The sequence below is a fragment of the Bdellovibrio sp. SKB1291214 genome (assembly GCF_002209355.2).
In the GTDB taxonomy this organism is placed as follows: Bacteria; Bdellovibrionota; Bdellovibrionia; order Bdellovibrionales; family Bdellovibrionaceae; genus Bdellovibrio.
In genome coordinates, this window is sequence record NZ_CP106855.1 from 2,029,573 (window position 1) to 2,049,146 (window position 19,574).

At 44.3% G+C, this 19,574-nt stretch carries 23 protein-coding genes; 18 read left to right on the forward strand and 5 right to left on the reverse strand.

Translation table 11 applies throughout. The features are described from left to right. Positions 1-6: 6 nt before the first annotated feature. The 3 genes from B9G69_RS10075 to B9G69_RS10085 all read left to right on the forward strand — a co-directional run bounded on the left by B9G69_RS10075 (position 7) and on the right by B9G69_RS10085 (position 2,502). Entirely contained in the window at positions 7-1,452 is a 1,446-nt protein-coding gene (locus tag B9G69_RS10075; protein ID WP_088615163.1) for a DNA-3-methyladenine glycosylase 2 family protein, read from the forward strand. Further along, the gene (locus tag B9G69_RS10080; protein WP_088615162.1) at positions 1,449-1,919 is read left to right on the forward strand and encodes a methylated-DNA--[protein]-cysteine S-methyltransferase; all 471 of its coding nucleotides are present in this window, start codon (positions 1,449-1,451) and stop codon (positions 1,917-1,919) included. The genes B9G69_RS10075 and B9G69_RS10080 overlap by 4 nt, the downstream gene beginning before the upstream one ends. 100 nt (positions 1,920-2,019) lie before the next feature. Beyond that, positions 2,020-2,502 carry a hypothetical protein gene (locus tag B9G69_RS10085; RefSeq protein ID WP_088617148.1) on the forward strand — a complete coding sequence of 161 codons (483 nt, stop codon included), beginning with the start codon at positions 2,020-2,022 and terminating at the stop codon, positions 2,500-2,502. Between the two features lie 6 nt (positions 2,503-2,508). Here the strand turns inward: B9G69_RS10085 and B9G69_RS10090 are convergent, their stop codons facing one another. Together B9G69_RS10090 and B9G69_RS10095 are read right to left on the reverse strand one after the other, a co-directional pair. Next, entirely contained in the window at positions 2,509-3,777 is a 1,269-nt protein-coding gene (locus tag B9G69_RS10090) for a glycoside hydrolase family 113 (RefSeq protein WP_265437720.1), read from the reverse strand. An 82-nt stretch (positions 3,778-3,859) separates the two neighbouring features. After that, positions 3,860-4,723 carry a TIGR02285 family protein gene (locus B9G69_RS10095; RefSeq protein WP_088615160.1) on the reverse strand — a complete coding sequence of 288 codons (864 nt, stop codon included), beginning with the start codon at positions 4,721-4,723 and terminating at the stop codon, positions 3,860-3,862. A 132-nt stretch (positions 4,724-4,855) separates the two neighbouring features. Between B9G69_RS10095 and B9G69_RS10100 the strand changes: the two genes are divergently transcribed. The 4 genes from B9G69_RS10100 (at position 4,856) to B9G69_RS10115 (ending at position 8,635) form a co-directional block, all read left to right on the forward strand. Then, a complete protein-coding gene (locus B9G69_RS10100; protein WP_141096905.1) occupies positions 4,856-5,464 on the forward strand; it encodes a hypothetical protein in 609 nt (202 codons plus the stop codon). Positions 5,465-5,548: 84 nt separating this feature from the next. Then, on the forward strand, positions 5,549-5,929 hold the full coding sequence (locus tag B9G69_RS10105) for a hypothetical protein (protein WP_141096904.1): 381 nt from the start codon (positions 5,549-5,551) through the stop codon (positions 5,927-5,929). A gap of 142 nt (positions 5,930-6,071) precedes the next feature. Beyond that, positions 6,072-7,319: an alpha/beta fold hydrolase gene (locus B9G69_RS10110; protein ID WP_088615157.1), complete on the forward strand. Its 1,248-nt coding sequence runs from the start codon at positions 6,072-6,074 to the stop codon at positions 7,317-7,319. A 233-nt stretch (positions 7,320-7,552) separates the two neighbouring features. Further along, complete coding sequence (locus B9G69_RS10115; protein WP_088615156.1) at positions 7,553-8,635, forward strand: hemoblobin-interacting domain-containing protein; 1,083 nt, start codon at positions 7,553-7,555, stop codon at positions 8,633-8,635. Between the two features lie 95 nt (positions 8,636-8,730). Here the strand turns inward: B9G69_RS10115 and B9G69_RS10120 are convergent, their stop codons facing one another. Continuing rightward, complete coding sequence (locus B9G69_RS10120; RefSeq protein ID WP_088615155.1) at positions 8,731-9,201, reverse strand: DUF3011 domain-containing protein; 471 nt, start codon at positions 9,199-9,201, stop codon at positions 8,731-8,733. A 144-nt stretch (positions 9,202-9,345) separates the two neighbouring features. On the opposite strand from B9G69_RS10120, the gene B9G69_RS10125 reads away from it, so the two are divergent. The 4 genes from B9G69_RS10125 to B9G69_RS10140 all read left to right on the forward strand — a co-directional run bounded on the left by B9G69_RS10125 (position 9,346) and on the right by B9G69_RS10140 (position 13,295). Next, a complete protein-coding gene (locus tag B9G69_RS10125) occupies positions 9,346-9,858 on the forward strand; it encodes a hypothetical protein (protein ID WP_088615154.1) in 513 nt (170 codons plus the stop codon). A gap of 90 nt (positions 9,859-9,948) precedes the next feature. Then, positions 9,949-10,878, forward strand: a complete 930-nt coding sequence (locus B9G69_RS10130; RefSeq protein ID WP_176400945.1) for a 1-phosphofructokinase family hexose kinase — start codon at positions 9,949-9,951, stop codon at positions 10,876-10,878. Between the two features lie 100 nt (positions 10,879-10,978). Then, positions 10,979-12,349, forward strand: coding sequence for an acyl-CoA dehydrogenase family protein (locus tag B9G69_RS10135; protein WP_217897689.1), 1,371 nt, complete (start codon positions 10,979-10,981; stop codon positions 12,347-12,349). A gap of 187 nt (positions 12,350-12,536) precedes the next feature. Then, entirely contained in the window at positions 12,537-13,295 is a 759-nt protein-coding gene (locus B9G69_RS10140; protein WP_176400944.1) for a hypothetical protein, read from the forward strand. A 42-nt stretch (positions 13,296-13,337) separates the two neighbouring features. Here the strand turns inward: B9G69_RS10140 and B9G69_RS10145 are convergent, their stop codons facing one another. Then, complete coding sequence (locus B9G69_RS10145; RefSeq protein ID WP_088615152.1) at positions 13,338-13,559, reverse strand: hypothetical protein; 222 nt, start codon at positions 13,557-13,559, stop codon at positions 13,338-13,340. Between the two features lie 71 nt (positions 13,560-13,630). Here B9G69_RS10145 and B9G69_RS10150 point away from each other — a divergent pair, with 71 nt between their 5' ends. After that, positions 13,631-14,863: a cation:proton antiporter gene (locus tag B9G69_RS10150; protein WP_088615151.1), complete on the forward strand. Its 1,233-nt coding sequence runs from the start codon at positions 13,631-13,633 to the stop codon at positions 14,861-14,863. On the opposite strand, the gene B9G69_RS10155 is transcribed toward B9G69_RS10150, so the two are convergent. Then, a complete protein-coding gene (locus B9G69_RS10155) occupies positions 14,841-15,014 on the reverse strand; it encodes a hypothetical protein (RefSeq protein WP_176400943.1) in 174 nt (57 codons plus the stop codon). The two genes, B9G69_RS10150 and B9G69_RS10155, sit on opposite strands and share 23 nt — an antisense overlap. A gap of 123 nt (positions 15,015-15,137) precedes the next feature. Between B9G69_RS10155 and B9G69_RS10160 the strand changes: the two genes are divergently transcribed. From B9G69_RS10160 to B9G69_RS10185, 6 genes are all read left to right on the forward strand, one after another. Then, positions 15,138-15,626, forward strand: a complete 489-nt coding sequence (locus tag B9G69_RS10160; RefSeq protein ID WP_088615150.1) for a hypothetical protein — start codon at positions 15,138-15,140, stop codon at positions 15,624-15,626. A gap of 180 nt (positions 15,627-15,806) precedes the next feature. Then, positions 15,807-16,556 carry a phosphatase PAP2 family protein gene (locus tag B9G69_RS10165; RefSeq protein ID WP_176400942.1) on the forward strand — a complete coding sequence of 250 codons (750 nt, stop codon included), beginning with the start codon at positions 15,807-15,809 and terminating at the stop codon, positions 16,554-16,556. A 130-nt stretch (positions 16,557-16,686) separates the two neighbouring features. Then, positions 16,687-17,418: a response regulator gene (locus B9G69_RS10170; protein WP_088615148.1), complete on the forward strand. Its 732-nt coding sequence runs from the start codon at positions 16,687-16,689 to the stop codon at positions 17,416-17,418. After that, complete coding sequence (locus B9G69_RS10175) at positions 17,415-18,092, forward strand: response regulator (protein WP_088615147.1); 678 nt, start codon at positions 17,415-17,417, stop codon at positions 18,090-18,092. Before B9G69_RS10170 ends, B9G69_RS10175 begins: the two co-directional genes overlap by 4 nt. Further along, positions 18,089-18,457: an Hpt domain-containing protein gene (locus B9G69_RS10180; protein WP_088615146.1), complete on the forward strand. Its 369-nt coding sequence runs from the start codon at positions 18,089-18,091 to the stop codon at positions 18,455-18,457. Before B9G69_RS10175 ends, B9G69_RS10180 begins: the two co-directional genes overlap by 4 nt. Positions 18,458-18,605: 148 nt before the next feature. Beyond that, positions 18,606-19,562, forward strand: a complete 957-nt coding sequence (locus B9G69_RS10185; RefSeq protein ID WP_254916839.1) for a hypothetical protein — start codon at positions 18,606-18,608, stop codon at positions 19,560-19,562. Positions 19,563-19,574: the final 12 nt, after the last annotated feature.

The following is a 19,574-nucleotide window of genomic DNA, read 5'->3' on the forward strand; positions in this document are numbered from 1 at the left end:
AGCTCCATGAAGCGAGACGATATTTATTATGAAGCGATGAAAGCCAGGGACCCTCGGTTCGATGGCAAATTCTTTGTGGGAGTGAAAACCACAGGAATCTATTGTCGCCCCATATGTCCTGCTAAGCCCAAACGTGAGAATATTGAATTCTTCCCAAACTCCCACCAAGCAGAAGCCGCAGGTTACAGACCTTGTCTGCGCTGCCGTCCTGAAAGCGCCCCTCAATCGCCCGCATGGATTGGAAAGTCAGCGACAGTTCAGCGCGCCATGAAGGTTTTAAATTCTCAATACACGTTAGATTTCGATGAAGACCGTTTTGCCGAAAAATTTGGTATAACAGCCCGACACCTGCGCCGTCTGTTCGTCGAGGAAATTGGGAAAACGCCCAAACAGTTAGCATTTGAAAATCGTTTAAACTTAGCCCGCAAGCTGATAGTTGAAACGAATCTAACAATAGCTGACGCCGCCTTCGCAGCGGGCTTTAGTTCAGTTCGCCGTTTCAATGATGCTTTTAAAAACCGTTTTAAAAAAGCACCTCGTGATATTCGTAAAGCTCAGGTTTCCAAAAGCGAAGGCTTAAAAATTGCTTTGCCCTATCGGCCTCCTTTGGATTTCGACGGTCTGATGCAGTCCTATCGCAATCATAGTGTCGGAAAACTCGAGTGGTTCACAGGGGATTCAATGACCCGAGTGGTGTCTTCTGGCAAGGACGTGGGTTACGTCACGATCAGTAATGACAGGGAGCGGTCGTCCTTGATAGTTGAAATTGATTTTCCAGATACGACTCAAATTCAAGCGATCATCCATCGCGTGCGAGGAATGTTTGATCTGGATTCTGATCCGGTCATCATCGCAAACTCTTTGGAAACCGATAAAGATATCAAAAAAATGTTGAAGCTTCATCCGGGGATTCGCTTGCCATCAGGATGGGATCCCTTTGAACTAGCAATTGGAGCAATCCTTGGCCAACTTGTCAGTGTCGAATTTGGAAAACAACTCTTGCATGGTCTGATCGAGATTGCGGGCACGGATTCGGGCCTTGAACGGCAAGGGCATAGGATTAAGCTATTTCCGACGCCAGAACAGATTTTAAATGCAGACCTGACGAATTTAAAAACCACAGGAATTCGCAAACAAACTCTGAAAGAGTTTTCCAAAGCCATTCTTGAGGGCCGAGTCTCCCTGGAAGCGACTCAGGACGTTGATCAGTTTTTAAAAGCCATCCTTGCAATTAAGGGTATCGGACCGTGGACGGCTCACTATATCGCTTTAAAATCATTGCGAAGCACGGATACCTTTCCCGCGAGTGACTTGATTTTAAACAGAGCTCTTGCGCATCATCCCCCAGAGGTTATAGAAAAAATGCGCCCCTGGCGAGGTTACGTGGCAGCCCTTTTTTGGCGAAGCTATTCTGATAACCTCAGTAAGAAAAAGAAAAGGAAGTCCCCATGATAATTGTTCAAAGAAAGTTTCAAACAAAAGTGGGACCTCTTTTTTTAGTGGCTTCAGAAATGGGACTCCGGGGCCTGCTATGGAAAGAGCAGAAGGACGTTCCCTATATCGTGGGAACTGCCGCGATGGAAAATATTTTGGATCAAACACAAGTTCAGGTCAGCGAATATTTAAAAGGGGAGCGCAAGACTTTCTCCATATCTCTGGACGTTGAGGGAACAGAATTCCAAAAGCGCGTCTGGGCGGAACTTGCTAAAATCCCTTACGGAAAGACGCAATCTTATAAGGATATCGCCACGGCACTAAAAGACGCAAACGCCTGTCGCGCCGTCGGAACTGCCAATGGCAGAAATCCGGTGAGTATCATCGTTCCTTGTCATCGTGTGATTGCGGCCAGCGGAAAGTTAGCCGGTTATGCGGGTGGGATTGAGGTAAAAAAGATGCTTTTGGAAATAGAAGGTCTTTAAGTAGTCGTGCAGATGTGACTCTACTTTAATATGACTCCAAAAGGTGGGGGTGGGGCCCAAAGACCTTGCCACTCGCATTCAATTCTTTCATCATATTTGCATGAATCAAAAAACGAATGGCGATGCGATCGAAATCTTTCTCGAGGGACCAATCAGCGAGAAAACAGAACTATTTGATGTGAAAGTTCAGAATTTTAAACATATCAAATTGAACATGGCCAAGGTGACTTTTATCAATTCCATTGGTGTGAAAAATTGGATTTCATGGACAGTTCGTTTTTCACTTGGCACCAAACTTATAATGGAAGAGTGCCCTTACGTTATCGTTAATCAAGTTAATATCGTTCACGGTTTTGTTCCAAAGGGAACAATCATCACTTCTTTTTATGCGCCCTTCTTGTGTGAGTCCTGCGCTCATGAATTGACGATGAAACTAGAAAACGATGTTCACTATAAATATGCTGCGAACCAACTTCCTCATGAAGTGCATTTGCCGGAACTGGTTTGCACAAAGTGCGGCAGTCCCATGGAGCCTGATTTCATGGTAGATAAGATTTTCGGTTTCCTAAAAGAAAAAGCCTAAGAAACATTAAAGAAGATATTTTTGTAAAACACCTTGTATAGGTTGTTTCTGCAAGGGCGTAAAGCCTTTGTCCGTGGCAGAGGTGTCTTCATCAACCAAGACTTGCCACATTCCAAAACCCGTCATCCATGGCCATTGAGGTGCCCAGTACGCTTTTAAGAAAGCCTCCCAAGCCGCAGCTTGATGCAAAAGATTAAGCTTTCCTTTGTTACTTTCATAAGCAGCTGGTTCTAAGAAACAATTCTCTGTACTGCTGTAACCCACTTCTTGAATAAAGGCCGGCTTTTCAGATCCCAAAGCCAGGGCAATTTCAGTAAGAACCGTATCAAGCTGTGAAGCATGGGATTGCGGGCGAGACTCCAATTGACGAACCAGTGTTACATAATCGCTCGAGAATTTTTCATTTTGACTGGCAAGTGCGCGGTAATAATCAAACCCGATAACGTCCAAAGAGTTCCAAAGTGCCTGCAGGTCTTGTTGATGTTTTTGATTTACAGGCTTGGTGAAAGTTTCGGTCATATAGAACTTCCACTGTTCAATTTCGCCACCAACGATTTTTTGCCCACCGATTTCCACATATTGATCCGTGTAGTTGATGCCGTAAGTGATCTTAGTGCGACTGCCTAAAATCTCGCGAGCTTTACCAATCATCTCCACCCATTTTGCGGGGAAGCCTAAACGCCATGAAGGTTCACGGTCACCTAACCCTGACGTCATCGAATTCATCTCGGCACCGATGGAATACATTTCTGCTTCTGCTTTGGCGGCAAGTTTTAAATATCGCTCGTGGTATTTAAAGTAACTCGCAAACCAAGCATTAGGATTTTTTGGTTTGATATTGCCATGCCACCAATAGATTTTTTTATTTTCCACGTAAGGGAATTCACCTTTGGGTCCCACCACCAATAAAATCGGGCGGAAAGACACTGTCAGTCCCAGCGACTTTGCGTAGGCGACAGTTTGTAAAACCAATTTTTCTTCCATCGCCTGTTCATTAACGGGAACAGCGGGGCGGATATCAGAGCTGACTCCCGTGATCATATGCGCGCGGAAATTCAAAATGACAGAAGTAAATCCCAAGTCCTTGGCAGATTGTAAAATGCGACGAACGCGTTCACCTTGGGGTGAGGAATCAACAGTGAATCCCCAAGATTGATAAGTCATCAAATGAAGGGCGGCCGTAGGTTTTGCCTGAGCCCAACCATATGCAGACAGGAAAACGGTGATAAACACCATTAATACTGAACGCAACATCGCGGGGATAACAAACTTCATAACAATGAAGTAATAGAGCACTCCCACCGGGTCAATTTAAGCTCCGTTACTCACCGCAGAACCTTTGCAGTTCTGCACAACGTCAACGTTGCCAGTACTTTTTCAACATCGCTTTGCGAGGGCCTTCTAAGCGTTGGCGATCCTCTTCACTCAGCCAGCGATCCACACCATGACGGATGCTTGTCAGTAACTCCGGACTTTGCTGGATAAGGGTATTCACTTCAGCGACAATATTCTTACCCCAATCATCACGAGGACAGGCAACGACGACATTCACAAAGTTGTTATTGTCGGTTAAGGGGAGGTAAATCACCTTGTCCTTGGATTTTAACAGTTCATTGTAATAAACAGCTTCGAAGGGGTATCCCAAAGTGTAATCGATGCGATCACTGTGCAACATCTGATGCACTTTCAAGCTGGTACTAATGGTGATAATTTTATTATTTTTCTTATAATGATTTTTCTCAAGGACGGGGTCGATGCCCTCGCCGTAAAGTCGTCCTACTCCTAATTTCCAATGGGCTTTTTTGTCTAAAAATTTTTGCAAAGAATAGGGCTCGAGTTGTTGAACTTCCTTAAGCTTACTTTGCTTCATTAAAATCCCATTGGCAGGAATAACAAACACGGGCTTCGAAAAATAAAACAGTTTGTGCCATTCAGGAGTATCGAGCCATCCGGCATTGCATGCATGAGTTTTCTTTTCAGCTTCTATCAGGACTCGATGAACGGTACTTTCTATCGAGACATGCTGAAATTTGGAAAGCTTTTCGGTAACCAGCTTCTGAGTGATGTCCAATACCCCAGTACCTTGAAAGGGACCCGACATGACAAAAATCGGGGGATCATCCCATCTCATCCAAGTAATCGTGTTTGCGTCTTTGGCTTGAGCTCCGACCTGGGTGGTTAAGATTTGGAAAAGGGCGATAACTAAAAAAGACCATTTCATACTAGTTGATTTCCCAGTATTGGAAAGAATTGTCCACTTACAACAGAGTCACTGAGGACAAGGGTAAAGTCTAATAAAACCTGTCAAAATAAATTATTTGAAGTTTATCGTAGGGCTGCCGAAAGAATGGATATGAAAAATATAAACCTGTTCTTATGTATATTCGTGCTAATGGGCTGTACCAAAGAAGACCTTTTTCCTTCGACAAGTTTAGAGGGTGGGACTTGGATAACAGGTTGTTCGTATTCTGGCACCTCATCGATTTATGGGATTAATACTGCAAGGTTTGCTGGGGGAAGCTTCTATCAAAGTGCTACGGCTTACGGGGCAGGATGCACAAGCGGTATCGCAAAAATGGAAATCACGGGCACGTATTCGATTGGCAGTAAGCTTGCCACATCAGGCTCGGTTGAATTGGATTTAAAAGTTGCGACCTTAACTCTAACGCCTTTGAATTCAACTCTAGTGAGCAATTATAACAACCTCACTTATTGTGGTTATTCTGACTGGGCCATTGGGGTGGCGAAAGATGTCGCAGGTCGAACTTGTGATGGATCGACCCAAGCTGCTGTCGGCGAAATGATTTACGATATTTATAACATCAACCAGTACAGTATTCCGGAATTCAACATTGTTCAGGGAAATTTGAGCTTTGGCTATAACCATAGCTCTCATGACGGAAAGACGCCTGCAAAGCGCCCAGAAGCGACAAACGGCAACTTTAGCTATTCTCGAAACTAAAGTCCTAAAGCGCGTTTGAATACTTAATATCCCGTGACAACGACTCCAAGAATCGGGAGAGAATAACTAGGCGAGGACTGTTTAGTGAAATTCTTATTTGGGGCTTTAGCCATGTTGTTTATCGTTGGGTGTGGTTCTAAAAAGCCCAGCGATCGTTATATTATCAATTCCATCAAAAACGCCGAATTAGACAACTCAAAATCAATCTCTCGAAATGAGTTTAAAATGTACTTCCAAGGCCGTTATTCCCAGATCGATGCGGGGGATATGGGACGTTTGCCAGCTAAAAAGCTTTGTCCCGCGATCTTCGCACCGAAGATATGCGAAGGCGCCGACACGAATAAGGACGGACTCATCACAATAGACGAGCTTTTTGCCCGGTTGGATAAGGAATTCGACCGAGTGAACGTGGATAAGAAGCCTGACCTGTCCTACAAGGAATTCCATCAGGCATTGTTGCCATAATTACTCACTGTCAGCTGCTTTTGGGGCCCTAAATAACAACTTCTTGCGCTTTTACTCAAACTTTCTTAAGAATGCGCCAGACGCTGAAGCATATCTTGCTTGCACGTCGCCTCCATCGGAGTCGTTTAAAAGAAAGTAGTTTATGCCCTTCGTTTCATTCTTATTAGTTACTGTTTTCGCTTTTAATGTCTTTGCCGCTGATATCCCTGATTTTTTAAAAAATCCATTTGCTGCGACAATCACCTCAACTCTTGTGATGCCTGAAAGCAATTCTTCCTTCGTCAGAAGTTCTGTGACGATTTTGCCTTCTCGTAAATCAACTCCCCTGATGGAGCGCGTGGCAAATTTCAACTATAACTATCGTTTGCGTTCTGATAACACGGCTCCTCTAGTTTTCATCATCCCAGGAACGGGTGGTACGGCGGAATCGGCGGCAGCTTTAGTCCTGGCAGAACAGCTGTTTAAAACAGGCTATCATGTTGTAACGGTGGATAATCCGTTTTCATGGAAGTTTTCCGTAGCAGGCAGCAAAACGGGGCTTCCTGGTTATACTCCGCGCGATGCTGCTGATCTGTATAAGGCCTTTGCAAAAGTTTCCAAAGAGCTTCGTGTAAATAACGGCATCACGCCTCGTAGCTATTCACTTGTCGGTTACTCATTGGGTGGACTGCAAAGTTTGTTCGTAAAAAAACAAGACGACCAAGCTCGTTTGTTTAACTTTAAAAAGGTGTTGGTGATCAATCCTCCTGCGAATTTGCTTTATGCCGTTCAAAAATTGGATCGCTTAGCATCTTTGGAGCAATCACTTTCTTTTAATCAAAAGCAAAACATCTCTTTCAAAGTGACTCGCGTGACGGACTTGGTAACGGGTGGCAAAATCAATCTTAAAAATCCCCTTGAGATTGATCGCGTATTTAAAGAGGAAGCTTTCAGCAATCTTGAAATGCAATATCTGATTGGCAGCGAGTTCCGCAACAGCTTAGGTGATTTGGTTTTCGCCTCTCAACAAGTGAAAGATCTTGGTATCTTAAAAAGCCCGGCCACTAAGTACAAACGCAATGCTCGCAACGCCGAGGCGGCTGCCGTCAGCTTTGCTCGTTACTTGAATGAGTTCCTGCTTCCAAGTGTGAGACAAAGTGAAGGTGCTTCTTACTCTGTTCAACAAATGAATCATGATGCCAGCATTTTCCAATTCGCTGATTATATCCGCGATAACGAAAGCTTGTACTTTATCGACAGCGCTGATGATTTGTTTTCTAAGTCGGAAGACATCGCCTGGATGAAGTCTCAATTCGGTTCTCGCGGTTTGGTTTTGCCGATCGGTGGTCATTGCGGATTCTTTCAGTTGCCAGCATTCCAACAGCGTTTGAATCAGATTTTCAAATTCTAAAAATTGAAGTCATTCCTGAAGTCTAGGTGAATATCTCATTCTGAGATGTTCACCTAATAGACATCGTCATTCGTGCAGTGAAACACCTTTAAGTGACTGTAATCGAAGAGTTTTTCCCTTTAAAATCATAAGTTTCGTTTAAAAACCAATACAATCGCCTCCGCTCAGAGTGGATATGATTCGTTCCACCAGGCACGGCCCTTGCTTTTACTATTCATTACGTGGGGGGCCATGTGAGAAAACTGGTACTTATTGTTTCAGCCTTGCTGATGATTGTGGGATTTCAGAACTGTGCTGAACAAAGTTACAACTTTGCTCAGCAAGACGCCAATAACAGTGCAGGGGTTACTCCTGAGACTGAATCTAAATCACAAAGCTTTGCTTCGTCGTCGACTGCGAAATCTATTGATATGGTATGGGTTATCGATAACTCCGTATCCATGGTTCAAAACGTGAATCGCGTGAAAGCAAACTTTAAAGCTTTCGTTGAAGCTCTTGATAGCAAAATTGATATCCGTGTGGCTTTGATTTCACAGGCTGACGCTGTCAGCATCAATACTAATATCAGACTTGCTGACTTTACTTCGTCCGGTCACCAAGTGAATTTCATGGTGCACAGTTATAATCCAATGCTTTTAGCAGCGATTTCAACATGCCCATCGAATCCATCAGGTGATGCCTTGTGTGTGGCTGCAAAATCTAACAGCAAGTACAATGGTGCCTATGGTTCATTGAATTCTTTCTTTAGAAAAGACTCTCAAAAAGTGTTCGTGTTCGTAACTGACGACGACTCTTCCGCATTCAACGGCAATACGTCCATTCAGTTCGCGAACTCTTCAGTGACGAACGGCTATGATAATATTAAAAAATCATCCTTGATCGAAAATGAAGACTATATCACTCCTGCGACATTCCAGGGTCGCATGGCTAAGGCCTTTGGTAGCGCGACGGCCGTTAAGTCTTTTGGTTTCACTGCTTACGATAAAAACACAAGTCCATGTCTTGCTCGCCCAAGCACTCAATACCAATCCTTGATCAAAACGTTGGGTGGTGCGAATTTCAATATCTGTAACACAGACTGGAGTTCTTCATTCGCGACTCTTAAATCTCGTGTTGTGGATTTCGCGAAAAATACTTACCAAGTTAATGACAGCACTTTCTTGGGTATCGAGTACGTAGAATTGAATGGTATGAAATTGACTAAGGACAAGGATTACACAGTTAGTGGTAACACTGTGACTCTGGATTCTTCTCTTCTAGAAAAAGTTGGGAACTATTCTGTTATCATTCACTATGTGGGTGGTATCGTAAAATAGTCTGACGGAATTAAAATTCAAACAAAGAAAAACCGGAAGCTTGTTGGCTTCCGGTTTTTTATTTTTGAAACACCGTTTGAAACTACAAATGTGTCCTAGAATCTTTCGATTGCGAATACACCGCGGCAACCTTTGTCTACCCAAATGTGACTGCCAGCAAGACCGAAGTTTCTGTTTTGCTCGCAACGAGTGTTGGAACGTTGTTTTGCAAGGTAAAAGTTACGGATGCCGTATGGATCAACATAGCAAGTATTGTAGCGGTTTCCTTGGGATTCACACGTCACGTATTCAATACGAGGAGCACCGTGTCCTGGGCCACCGTGACCGGGGCCACCTGGGTTACCATGTCCCGGATTTCCTGGGTAGCCGGGGCGATTTGGGCCGTTGTTACCACCACGACGATCATCGTCACGGCGATCATCGCGACGTCCATCATCTCTGCGATCATCAAATCCTGGGCGACGGGGAGCAGCGATTTCTTCGCTTTCAGAGTAATCCAATTCATAAGCGTGGGAAATTTGCGCGAAAGCACAGAGAGCAATTACAGATAGAATCATTCTTTTCATTGAGTTGTCCTTTGTTAGTGGTGTCTTTCTGACGAATTCGTCGTTGCTAAAATCCTTTAAGCGAAGACCGTACCAACGAGTCCGGGGCCAGAAGGAACCATTTAGTTTGTCAGGCAAAAGAAATCAGAACTATACTTAGGTGGCATGAGCATCTTTAAAAATTTATTTGCGATGATGGTTTTATTGGGAGCGATATTGTTCGCTTTCTTTTTCAAATTGAATCTGCCGTTCTCTGGGAATCAAAAAATAGAAAGCTTTGAATATGGCAAACGCACCAAAGAGGAATCCTTGCTAGCTTTTAAATGCTTTGGCTTCACCAACAAGTGCGAACTTGAAAAAATTGGTCTGACCCTGGTGATGTCTTTTGATGGCGCCAGAATTAAAAAACCAAATCCTAATTTCTTAAATATCAGCGGGTGGGGAGATCGCGACGGCTGGAGTATGATCATGCACTACTTCGGTCATCGCGAACTGGCTGTCATTGACCGCCAAGGAAAAGAAATCGCAAAATTCCGCCAGCTTCTTTGGAACACCAGTGGATATTCTGATTTCAGCCAAACCATCGCCTTTGATTTAGCCGCTAAAAAACTTTACGTCTCCAACAGCAATATCGGCTTTCACTCGGCTTTAGAAAAAGCCTACGTCGTTCCTTTTTGATCTTCGTAAAGCGTGATCAGCTCGGAAATTCTGACATAAAACATAGGATTTTAGCGTATTCTTTGTGGCAGCATGGTTTCGAGGTGCCAAATGAAAGTAGTTACAATCACGCCCAATCCTGCTCTCGATATAAACGGCGTTGTTGACGCCATGAAGCCTGACGAAAAAGCTTATGTTCATGATGAACAAAGAGCACCCGGGGGTAATGCTATTAATGTCGCTCGAATTTTAAATCGATTTCAAGTGCCGGTAGTGGCATCGGGATTCCTGGGTGGCGCAACCGGAGATGAAGTCTTGAATTTGCTGAAACTTGAAAAAATCCCCGTTGATTTTACCAGGGTTAAGCAGTCCACCAGAATCAACGTCACGGTTTCGAATAGACAGAATCATCGGCAAACTCGCTTGAGCTTTGCCGGGCCGCAAATTTCCTCAGCTGAAAAAGAGAAGTTGATCAGAATTTTTAAATCCTACCGAAGCGCTAAAATCCTGGTTGTCGGAGGGTCATTGCCCCCGGGTTATAAAGTATCGGATTTGAAAAAGCTCATTACAACCGCCCAGAAAAGAAATGTCAGAGTGGTGGTCGATTGCCCTGGAACAACCTTTACCGATCTAAAGGTAAAAAATATTCTTTTGATCAAACCCAATCTTGAAGAATTTCAGCAGATGACTGGCACCAAGGTGAAAACTATTAAGGCGGTCCAAGCAAAAGCCCAAGCTTTGCTAAAAAATTGTGAATATGTTTGTGTGTCTTCGGTCGAAGGAGGAGCCTTGCTAGTCACGAAAGCAGCAAGTTTTTTTGGAAAGATTCCTGCCGTAAAAATCCGCTCTACAGTGGGTGCAGGAGATTCGATGGTTGCTTGCATGGTCGCGCAGTTAGCTCAGGGAAATTCCTCTGCAGAAGAGATTCTTCGTTGGGGGCTTGCAGCTTCAGCTGCCACATTAATTGAACCGGGAACTCGTTTAGGGCAGGCCTCGATAATTAGAGGTCTTTATGAAAAAACAAAAGTTCGCGCCCTTTAGCCAACCTTTCGTTTGTGAATATACATGGAGCGTTATCTTTCATCCTTGGGACTTGCTCGTAATTTAAAGCTCTACCAGCATATTCTCTAGAGGAGAATTTATGTCTGATTTTTGGGATGAGTTTGCAGGGAAACTTAAAGGCGCCTATGAGGAAGCAGAAAAGAAACGCAAATCTGATTTTGCGATGATTAAAAATCTTCCCGGTGTGATTGCGTATATCAAGGATCTTGAAGGCGAAGAACTGCTTTTGCTTTTAGATCAAGCTCGTAAAATTAAAAAACGAAAAAATCCCAAGTTTCCTGAGATCAACGGTGACTTTTATAACACCTATGATCTTTTATCCGAAGATGAAAAGGCGGTGATCACTAAGGTTCGCAGCTTCATGCAATCCGAAGTAGCGCCCATAGTTGATGAATACTGGATGAAGGGGGAATTCCCTTTTCAAATCATTGAAAAATTTAAAACTCTGAATATCTGTGGTCTGACTTACGATAAATCTTTCGGTGGCCAGCAAAAATCAAACTTACTTGAGGGAATGATCGGACAAGAAATTGCGAGAGTCGATGTCTCCACATGCACGTTCTTTGGTGTTCACAGTGGTTTAGCGATGAATTCCATTTACATGTGCGGCTCTGACGAACAGAAACGTCAGTTCCTGCCAGCCATGATTAAGATGGAAAAGATAGGAGCTTTCGCACTCACAGAACCTGAAGTGGGATCTGCGGCGTCCATGGGTTTAAAAACAACCTGCAAGCGCAGTGGCGATCACTGGACGATCCGTGGTGAAAAGAAATGGATCGGGAACGCCACGTTTGCAGATCACATCATTGTGTGGGCTAAGGATGTTGACGACAATCAAGTGAAAGGTTTTATCGTTGACCGTAATACCCCAGGTCTTGAAACAGAAAAAATTGAAGACAAGATGGCTTTAAGAATAGTTCAAAATGCGGTCATTCGTCTGAAAGATGTTAAAGTTCCCGAAGAGCGTCGTTTGCAAAATGCCAATTCTTTTAAAGACACCGCAAAAGTTTTGAAAGCAACTCGTGCAGGCGTGGCATGGCAGGCTGTGGGTTGCGCAAGGGGAGCCTATGAATACACTTTAAAGTATACAATGGATCGTCGTCAGTTCGGCCGTCCTATCTCAGGTTTCCAAATGACCCAAGATTTGCTCTCCCAAATGTTATCTCAATTAACAGCGATGCAGACTATGGTATCACGTTTAAGTCAGTTGCAGGATGAGGGACGCTTGGCTGATGAGCAAGCCTCCCTCGCTAAAGTATTCTGTACTGTGGGCTGTCGAACGATTACCAGTATGTCTCGAGAGCTTATGGGAGCGAACGGGATTTTGATTTCCAATAAGGTTGCGCGGTTCCTGGGTGACGCTGAAGCGTTGTACTCTTACGAGGGAACAAAGCAGATCAACAGCTTAGTCGTGGGTCGTGCCATCACTGGGCAAAGTGCATTCACTTGATTTCTTGAAAGCCCCGCTAGTCGGGGCTTTCCTCTAGTTGCCCCTAAACTTTCATCCTTAATTCTTACAGCTGTTTATAAAACCAACCTCTAGATCTAGTGGCGATTGCCACTATTTTTCCAAAATTACACGTTCGCAAGGCACCCTTCTGTTGTTGCACAAATCATCCGCAACACTGTGAGGGTCAATGACTAAAAAATTCGTATTAAGCCTAATGATGATCTCCACCGTTGGTCTTGTTTCCGTTTCTTGTTCTAGAGCCGAAGGTGATCCTGAGTTTACTGAACAGTCTTTCAACTCAAACGGAGACTCGCAAACTTCCACTGCAGATTCTAACGACACGGTCCAATCTGATTCCGAAGACATTGTCGAACATATTCATGAAGAGTTCGGGACGATTAACACCGACATTCAAGCATTGGGTTGTGTGAAAGCTTCCACCAAACAAGAAAATTCCGTCAACTTGGGACTTGATAAGAAAGATGAGTTCTTAGCGAAGTGCGCAGCACAAACTAATAATTCGGCATGGTGCTCTCAATTGGTGCGCCCGAACCCAAGCAGCTATAACACCTTTTCTTGCACTTATGGTTCGGATCAAGAACATGTTTTAGTTCATCCCGATGAATCCACTTGGAAATATCCAATCGAAGCAGTGAAGGTGATTAAAGACCTTCAAGCCAAAGGCATTTCTGTAGCGATGATCTATAACTGGTGGAGACCAGAGCCGTACAACAAAAATGTAGGTGGCGCAGCAGGCAGACATCCCTTCGGTACTTCTGTTGATGTTCGCTTTTCCAGTAATTCGCAAGCAAACATAGCTTTTAAAGAGCTTTGCAAAATGCGCAAAAACGGTCGTATCCGCGCGATCGGTCACTATGGCAGCTCATCCCTTCACATCGGCGTGGGCGATAAGACGGCAAACACGTGGGGCAAATACTGTAACTAACGATAAAAAAGGGCGCCCCGTAGGCGCCTTTTTTATTTGAAATTAATTTCCTTCAAGTTTTTTTTCAGCATCATCCAGTTGCTTTTGACGTTCCTGGGAAGCTTTGTCCAAATCTCTTTTTACATCCTTCGGTGCATTGGCATAGTTCTGCAAAGTTTTATCAAAAGTTGGAGCAGGTTTTTTTACAGGCTTCGCATTCTGGTTATCCTCCGCAAACGAGTTAAATCCCAACAATATAATCGCTGTCGCAAGAATAGTTTTCACGTCTGAACCTCCTGGTGTTTTAAAAGATGTTAAGGGTTGATTCTATCATTGGGTATCAATAAGATGCCCGCATGGAACATCTTCCGGCTTTCTTGACCTTGGTAATCGTTATCTCTGTAGCTCGTTTTTTTGGAATGATTTTCCGTAAGCTCGGGCAGCCTTCGGTCATGGGAGAGGTCCTAGGTGGTATCGTGCTGGGCCCTTCCGTCATCGGTTATTTTTTTCCCGGGTTCACAGAAACGGTTTTTCATCCTGAGTCCATGGTTTTTCTAAAGCATGTCGCAGAAATCGGTATTACCTTTTATCTGTTTGTGATGGGACTTGAGATTGACCTTCCAAGACTTCGTCATTCTGCCAAGTCGGCAGTCCTTATTTCTCAGGTAAGTATCTTGTTCCCATTTGCATTGGGCCTTTTATTGGCATGGCAGATTTTTGACCAGTATGCACCGGCAGGAATTGGTCACTTAGAATTTTCATTGTTCATTGGCGTATCACTTTCAATTACAGCTTTTCCAGTTCTTGCTCGAATCCTGGCAGACTCCAGATTTCATAAAACTTCGCTGGGGGATTTGGCCTTAACATGTGCCGCGATTGATGACATCACGGCGTGGTGTCTGGTTGCGGTTGTAACAGGATTGTTAAAATCCTCGATGGGTGGGGCAGGGCTCACAATTGTTCTAACAGCAGCCTATGTTTTGGTGATGTTATTCGTGGTGCGCCCCCTGATCGGAAAGATCATCCCGCGCATCGAAAAATCGGCGGAGCGTTTACCTCAAGCCGCTTTAGCAATCGTGGTGCTGGGAGCTTTAGGTTCTGCGACAATTACGCATCTTATAGGAATTCATGCTTTCTTTGGGGCCTTCCTGTTTGGAGCCGTTATTCCTCACAACAGTTTGATTGCAAAAGATGTTACAGATCGACTGCAGGATTTTGTGGCGATTTTATTTTTACCCGCATTTTTTGCACTAACGGGGGTGAAAACTCAAGTGGGATTACTTGCGAGCGGTGAACATTGGGTGCTTTGCTTAATAATTATTTCCCTTGCGATCCTCGGTAAATTCGGTGGTGCTTTTGCCGCCGCAAAAATTTCTGGAAACTCCACGAAAGATTCAACGATACTGGGACTTTTGATGAATACCCGCGGTCTGGTTGAGTTGATTGTTTTAAATATCGGTCTTTCCGTTGGAGTTTTGACACCGACCCTGTTTACAATGTTGGTGATTATGGCTCTCGTGACAACATTTATGACAGGTCCATTGCTTAAGTGGGTGGACTCAAAGCCTACTGTGGGATCTTCTTTTTAACGGCTTTCATTATTTTTTGTTTGGATGTGTGGGATGTTGCGATCTCTGAAAACCCACCTTCTTTTTGTGCTTTTTTAATTTTGTCTTTGCGATAACGGGACAGCTTTCCGGATTCTTTTTTTGCTTCTGATTTCGATTGTGCAGTTGCCATACGATCTCCTTTAAATAGAATACCTTAAAGTCCCACATTTTTTATCGAACCGTAAACGCCGTGAGTAAGTTTATGTTAAAACAAATTCGTCCCTATCAGTTTATGTAGTATTATTAATTGCTGATGGAAAATGAACTTAAGAACCTTTATTGGATCGAAGACCTTTTGTTGCCAGGTTATGACTGTGCACCAAAGCATGGCGGTATGGCCTATTACGTCGACATGAAGCTTGTAATGATTTTGGTGGAGCGTAAAGGTCTTTACGAACACAAAGGGGTTTCTTATCCATTTGAGCTTTGGAATGGAGCCATTTTTCCCGTTGAGAAAAAGGCTCAGAACGCGTTTTTTCTTAAGTACCTGTTTTTAGAAAATCATCCCGCGAACAAAGACTGGCTGTATATTCCCGCAGAGTCCGAGGACTTTGAAGACCAAGTAAAGCAGATGATTCGTGAGGTAAATAAACCAAATCCTTTATTAGGCCTTACCGTAAAATTCGACGGTCCCAAAGTCGACGGGGCTAGGGCACCCGCGAAAAAGAAGGCCGCCAAAAAGGTTCGCGCCACCAAAAAGAGCGAAAACGCCTATTTTCTTTCTATAGCTAAAAAGAAATGAGGATAGCTTGATTCAGTTGGGTATTTTGGTGCCTAACAACTCTTTCAAGAAGAGTTGAAGAGTCAAGCCAAGGTCCAAGAATGAGAAGCGTCACAGAAATCTCGCAGATTCCATGAGAAATAGCATACACTTAACGGAATGGTAAAATTCCCCAAAATTTTAAAACGGACAACCTGCTTCTTGCTCACTCTGGGCTTGGCTTTGCCGTGTTTTGCGGAAAATAAATCAGAATACAACGCCGTAGACAGCATCGATGGTTGGGATAATTTTAAAAGTGCTGCGACAACCGATGGTAAGTATTTTCTAATCGGTGGTGCTGCCTTAACGGGTGCGTTGCTTTTGACTCGCGATAATTTCAGCGATCAGTTTCAAGCCGACCTTGCGAAAAATAAACCACTGGGTTCGACATCAAATTTTGGTGATTTGATGGGTAAGCAAATTCCCAATTTTATTTATGCAGGTGCCATGGCCACGACGGGATTTTTCAATAACGACAGCGACGCCATCAGAAACGCCTCAGGCATGATGTACGCGACGGTGTATGCGGGCCTGACCACGACTGTTTTAAAAAAGATGGTCAAAGAGGAGCGCCCCAATAAATCGGAAGTCCACGATTCTTTTCCCTCGGCTCATACTGCTTCAGCCTTTGCATTTGCTTCTTATGTTGGTTGCCGCCATTCATTGCCTTGGGGCATCGCTGCCTATTCGTTAGCGACTTTTGTGGGTGTCAGCCGCATGAATGATAATGCTCATTATCTGCACGACGTGGTAGCGGGCGCTGCAATTGGTGGAGCATTTGGGCTTGGAACCTGCCAAGCAGAGAACAAACGCATCGAGGCTATCACAAAAGCTAAATCAGACGTTCAGTCTTCGTGGTATGTCGTACCCAGCGACGGCGGTCTTGTTGGTGGAATCGGAATCAGTTACTAATACTGCTGATTAGCAATTCAAAAAATGTTTATATCTCTCTGATTACTCCTTGTATGAATACAACATGCACAAAGTTGCCTGGGAACATTATTTGGCTTTTCCTATATGCAGGAAACTCAGGATGTAAGCGATGCCAATTAGTCCTCAACAACAATTTTGCGCTCTGATCTTAGATGATCAGATTGATAGCACTATGGTTTTAAAGACCATGATGGAGCATCGGGGCTTCAAGTGCTATCACGCTTTAACAGCCGAGGAAGCGACCAAACGGATCGAAGAAGTCTTACCACACCTTTTGATCGTCGATGTGACCTTAGGCCCTGAATCAAGCGGCGTTGACTGGTTGATTGAGGTTCGCAAAGGGCCCTTTAAATTTATTCCGGCAGTGATGCTAACGGGATCTGGAGACCAAGAGACAGTTAAAAATTCTATGCAGCTTGGTATCTTGGATTATGTTATCAAACCCGCTAATGCTTCGATCATGGATAAAAAGATCACCTCATGGCTTTCACGCCTTAAAGACAGCATTTATAACCTGGAAGCGGAGGAAGCTCCATTAGATATCGAAGCCTCTTTCGATATGCAAATTTTGGCGATCAGTGAAACTGGATTATGTGTATCGGGTGTGATCTCAAATTCCGAACCCCTGTCGTTCAATAAAGTCTCTAGTCCCTTTTTTGAAGGGATCGATGTCGCGCAACCTCAAAGAATTACTTTTCTAAATTATGAAAAAAGCCCGTCGTCATCGGGCGGCAGTCAAAATCCGATTCGAAACTTCTGCCAAGTCAGTGGTTGGACAGAACCCGATTTTAAGCGCATTCGACTTTGGATTCGCAGTAATCATCTCGGGAGGAACTTTTGAGCTCCGGAAAATCTTTGGTTATTATTGTTGAAGATGCTCCTGATCAAGTGCAATTGCTTTCGGGATATTTGCGAGCACAAAGCCAAGACACTGATATTTTAAGTGCGCCGACGGTTAAGCAAGCCATTGAGCTGATTTCTAAAACCCAACCCAAAATGGTGATCCTGGATTTGGTATTGGAAGACGGCTCGGGTGAAGAAGTTTTAAAATATGTCAAAGAAACGCAGCCCCAAGTTCCAGTGCTGATCGTGACCGGTGACCGCAGCGAAGAAACTCTTGCAAGACTCTTTGATGCTGGAGCTCATGACTACATCACAAAGCCTGTCGATGATCTGATCTTTCGTTCCAAGGCAAGATCGCTTTTAAGTTCCCGATACATCTCTCCCTTAAATTTTTTAGGACGACGTGATGGATTAGGAATGCTTCAAGTGCGTGCAGACTTAAAAGTTATTAAGCTCAATGAAACAGAAGCCGTCTTTATTTCTTCCTTTCACCTAGCACCAGGCGGATTGTTCTTTGTGACTTTCAAGCAAGCCACGTTTCAAGTGCGGGTTCGTAACTATTCCCCGGTGCCAGGTAAAGGAACGTTTCGTATTGAATGCCAAGTCGTTCCTAAAAGCATGACCAACCCCGTGGATCTGCGCAGAGCCATCTATACGAGTAAGCTCAAATGAAATCAGACATCATTGATAAAGTAGTGTGGGAGGGCCTTCGTGAGTTTGAAAAAAACGAAGAGATGCCTGGATTTTTCTTAAACCTACTTGGAGCCACGTTAACAGCTTCAAGAACTCAAATGGATGGTTTACTGAAGGCCATCGACGACAGTGAAGCAAAACGCGTTCATTATTATGCACATACATTGAAATCGAGTTGCGCCTCTTTAGGTGCCCTGAATCTTGCAAAAACGCTGGGAGAAATTGAAGCAGCAGCTTTACAAAAACCGGCTGTGATTCGCCAAGATCTTATTCCCTCGGTTCGCAGTGTGTTTGATCAATTCCTGCAAGAAATCCAAAACGAGTACAACAGGCTATCCCTTTAGCTCATGTTGTTCATCAGTCTGGTTTAGAATCACAATCGTCTTGATGACTTTTTAACCAAGCGTCTTAATCCGCTGGTTGTTGGGGAATTCCTTAATTAAGTTTTTTAATAAGGAGAACAAATAACCCCGAGCGATCAAGGAGGATTGTATGGGAATTGCGTTCATACGCGCAATGATAGTTTCACTGATAATGACCTGGTGTATTTCATCGTGGGCTTTTTTTATGCCCGAAGCTCCTCACGGAGCGCCCCTCGAAGGCCCCCCTCAGACAGAAAGTGATGATCCACGTCCACCGGGCTGGTCTGCATGGGATTCTATCGGTGGAGTAGGAACATCTGATCCGGCCAGTTGCTCTCGCAACAATTTTCGCACTGAAGTTTTCGTTCGCGGAACTGACAATGCTTTATGGCACCGTCGTTGGAATGGAAATAACTGGGAAGCATGGCAATCGCTGGGAGGAATTTTAACTTCAGCTCCGTCGGCTGCATGTTGGGGAGCAAATCGCATTGATGTCTTCGTGCGCGGGACTGATAACGCCTTGTGGGTACGCAGTTATCGTTCAGGCACGTGGTTACCATGGTACACGCTAGGTGGTTATTTAACTTCGGGGCCAGGCTCTGCCAGCAGATCCAGCAATCGCTTAGACGTGTTTGTTGCTGGCGGCGATAGTGCCTTGTGGAAAAGATCGTTCGCAGCAGGGAGTTGGGGAGCCTGGGAATCTCTAGGGGGAGTCCTGACTTCCGATCCATCGGCAGTTTCTTGGGGATCAAATCGTCTTGATGTGTTTGCGCGTGGAACTGACAATGCCCTCTGGCATAAATGGTTATCGGGGGGAACGTGGTCTGCGTGGGAATCTTTGGGAGGAGCGCTGACTTCTTCGCCAGGTTCGTCTTCCTGGGGTTCAGGCCAACTGGATGTTTTTGTTCGAGGCACTGACAACACTCTTTACTATCGTCGTTACTTCGGCGGCTCTTGGAACGCCTGGAGTTCACTAGGGGGAGTTTTGTCTTCCGGTCCATCCGCAACGTCATCAGGTAACAAAAGAACCTTGGTGTTCGTCAAGGGAACCGACAACGCCATTTGGTATCGCACGTATAAGGAATAGTTTTTGATCCAA

Excerpts from the sequence above, each read along its gene's own strand:
- B9G69_RS10075 (WP_088615163.1), top strand. The coding sequence starts at position 7 with ATGAAGCGAGACGATATTTATTATGAAGCGATGAAAGCCAGGGACCCT.
- B9G69_RS10080 (WP_088615162.1), top strand. The coding sequence starts at position 1,449 with ATGATAATTGTTCAAAGAAAGTTTCAAACAAAAGTGGGACCTCTTTTT.
- B9G69_RS10085 (WP_088617148.1), top strand. The coding sequence starts at position 2,020 with ATGAATCAAAAAACGAATGGCGATGCGATCGAAATCTTTCTCGAGGGA.
- B9G69_RS10090 (WP_265437720.1), bottom strand. The coding sequence starts at position 3,777 with ATGAAGTTTGTTATCCCCGCGATGTTGCGTTCAGTATTAATGGTGTTT.
- B9G69_RS10095 (WP_088615160.1), bottom strand. The coding sequence starts at position 4,723 with ATGAAATGGTCTTTTTTAGTTATCGCCCTTTTCCAAATCTTAACCACC.
- B9G69_RS10100 (WP_141096905.1), top strand. The coding sequence starts at position 4,856 with ATGAAAAATATAAACCTGTTCTTATGTATATTCGTGCTAATGGGCTGT.
- B9G69_RS10110 (WP_088615157.1), top strand. The coding sequence starts at position 6,072 with ATGCCCTTCGTTTCATTCTTATTAGTTACTGTTTTCGCTTTTAATGTC.
- B9G69_RS10120 (WP_088615155.1), bottom strand. The coding sequence starts at position 9,201 with ATGAAAAGAATGATTCTATCTGTAATTGCTCTCTGTGCTTTCGCGCAA.
- B9G69_RS10125 (WP_088615154.1), top strand. The coding sequence starts at position 9,346 with ATGAGCATCTTTAAAAATTTATTTGCGATGATGGTTTTATTGGGAGCG.
- B9G69_RS10130 (WP_176400945.1), top strand. The coding sequence starts at position 9,949 with ATGAAAGTAGTTACAATCACGCCCAATCCTGCTCTCGATATAAACGGC.
- B9G69_RS10135 (WP_217897689.1), top strand. The coding sequence starts at position 10,979 with ATGTCTGATTTTTGGGATGAGTTTGCAGGGAAACTTAAAGGCGCCTAT.
- B9G69_RS10140 (WP_176400944.1), top strand. The coding sequence starts at position 12,537 with ATGACTAAAAAATTCGTATTAAGCCTAATGATGATCTCCACCGTTGGT.
- B9G69_RS10150 (WP_088615151.1), top strand. The coding sequence starts at position 13,631 with ATGGAACATCTTCCGGCTTTCTTGACCTTGGTAATCGTTATCTCTGTA.
- B9G69_RS10155 (WP_176400943.1), bottom strand. The coding sequence starts at position 15,014 with ATGGCAACTGCACAATCGAAATCAGAAGCAAAAAAAGAATCCGGAAAG.
- B9G69_RS10160 (WP_088615150.1), top strand. The coding sequence starts at position 15,138 with ATGGAAAATGAACTTAAGAACCTTTATTGGATCGAAGACCTTTTGTTG.
- B9G69_RS10170 (WP_088615148.1), top strand. The coding sequence starts at position 16,687 with ATGCCAATTAGTCCTCAACAACAATTTTGCGCTCTGATCTTAGATGAT.
- B9G69_RS10180 (WP_088615146.1), top strand. The coding sequence starts at position 18,089 with ATGAAATCAGACATCATTGATAAAGTAGTGTGGGAGGGCCTTCGTGAG.
- B9G69_RS10185 (WP_254916839.1), top strand. The coding sequence starts at position 18,606 with ATGGGAATTGCGTTCATACGCGCAATGATAGTTTCACTGATAATGACC.